At 53.8% G+C, this 1,443-nt stretch carries 1 protein-coding gene and 1 pseudogene; both read left to right on the top strand.

Features of this window, described 5'->3' with window-relative positions; all coding sequences use genetic code 11:
• Positions 1 to 184 precede the first annotated feature (184 nt).
• Positions 185 to 955 (top strand): tyrosine-type recombinase/integrase, encoded by a 771-nt coding sequence (locus EZV60_RS19415; protein WP_245306368.1) that lies wholly within the window; start codon positions 185 to 187, stop codon positions 953 to 955.
• A gap of 27 nt (positions 956 to 982) precedes the next feature.
• Positions 983 to 1,372, top strand: a pseudogene (locus EZV60_RS19420) (tyrosine-type recombinase/integrase); the annotation flags it as partial.
• Positions 1,373 to 1,443 lie beyond the last annotated feature (71 nt).

Consider the following 1,443-nt stretch of genomic DNA (forward strand, 5'->3'; position numbering starts at 1 on the left):
ACTCGAACCCCGAACCTGCTGATTAGAAGTCTTACGGCGCTCGTTTCGACTGCTTTCGTAAATGTACTTTAATCTACTATTTTTCATTGAATTTTGTCTGATTCTGCTGACGCCCCTTCACTGGAGTGCTGGTGTTTTCGATCCAGTTTGCTTACCTTGTGCTTACCCCAGCTGAGTGAGAGAAGTGCCAAACCTACGCCTGACGAAATCGAATATAGACCGAATTGTCCCCACCAACCGGGACACGATTTACTGGGATGACAGTCTTTCTGGCTTTGGTTTGCGGGTCAAAATCACTGGTGTGAAGAGTTTCGTGGTTCAATATCGCAACAGAGATACCGGTCGCTCGAAGCGTAAGACCCTTGGACAGTACGGTCCCACGCTTTCCGCCCAAGCCGCGCGCGAAATGGCGCGTGAGCTACTCTCTGACGTCATTCGTGGTGGGGACCCCGTAGCGAACGCTCAGTCACTTCGGCGCGCTCCTACAGTGACAGAACTGGCCGAGCACTACATGACCGAACATGCAATTCCGAAGAAGCGTCCGGGCAGTGTTCGGAATGATCGCTCCATGTTGGAACGCATTGTGTTACCGAAGTTGGGAAAGCTTCGCGTCGCTGAAGTCACGCATAAGGACATACAGAAACTTCATAACCAGATGCGCGATACGCCTTATCAGGCAAATCGAACGCTCGCGCTTCTGTCAAAGATGCTGGAGTTGTCCGTCCGTTGGGGCATGCGGGCTGATAATCCGGCACGCGGGGTCGAGAAATTCACCGAAGATAAGCGGGATCGATGGCTGTCAGACAAGGAGCTCGCGCGGTTGCTGACGGCGCTGGACGCACATCCCAACCAAGTCGCCGCTGACGCCATTCGGTTGCAACTTCTGACTGGCGCGCGTATTGGCGAAGTTCTGACTGCAAAGTGGACCGATTTCGATTTTGACCGCGGTGTCTAGACCAAGCCGTCCCATCACACCAAGCAGAAGCGCCGAGAACATTTGCCGCTATCTTCGGCGACCCGTGAACTTCTGGTGCAGATGCGCGTCGCAAGATCTGACCAAAGTGTTTGGCTTTTTCCCGGACGCTCGCCGGAAAAACCCTACAAGGACCTCAAAGCGTTCTGGCGCTCGGTAACGAAGGCGGCCTCACTTGAAGACTACCGGATTCATGACAATCGCCATACCCATGCGTCCCATCTCGTATCCAGCGGTCTGAGTCTGCCGATCGTTGGTCGATTGCTGGGGCATACAAACCCGTCAACCACGCAGCGGTATGCTCATCTGGCGGATGACCCTTTGCGACAGGCCGCAGACGTGATTGGGGACAAGATCACGACAAGGCAGCACGCAAGAACTGACTTATCAAAAAAATAGCCACTTACGCTCGAAAACATACGGAAAGCCGACATCCGACAGCTTCAGTCAGATGACCACCTTGAGCCCAA

Origin of the sequence: Roseovarius aestuariivivens (genome assembly GCF_004761875.1) — a bacterium.
GTDB lineage: Bacteria > Pseudomonadota > Alphaproteobacteria > Rhodobacterales > Rhodobacteraceae > Roseovarius > Roseovarius aestuariivivens.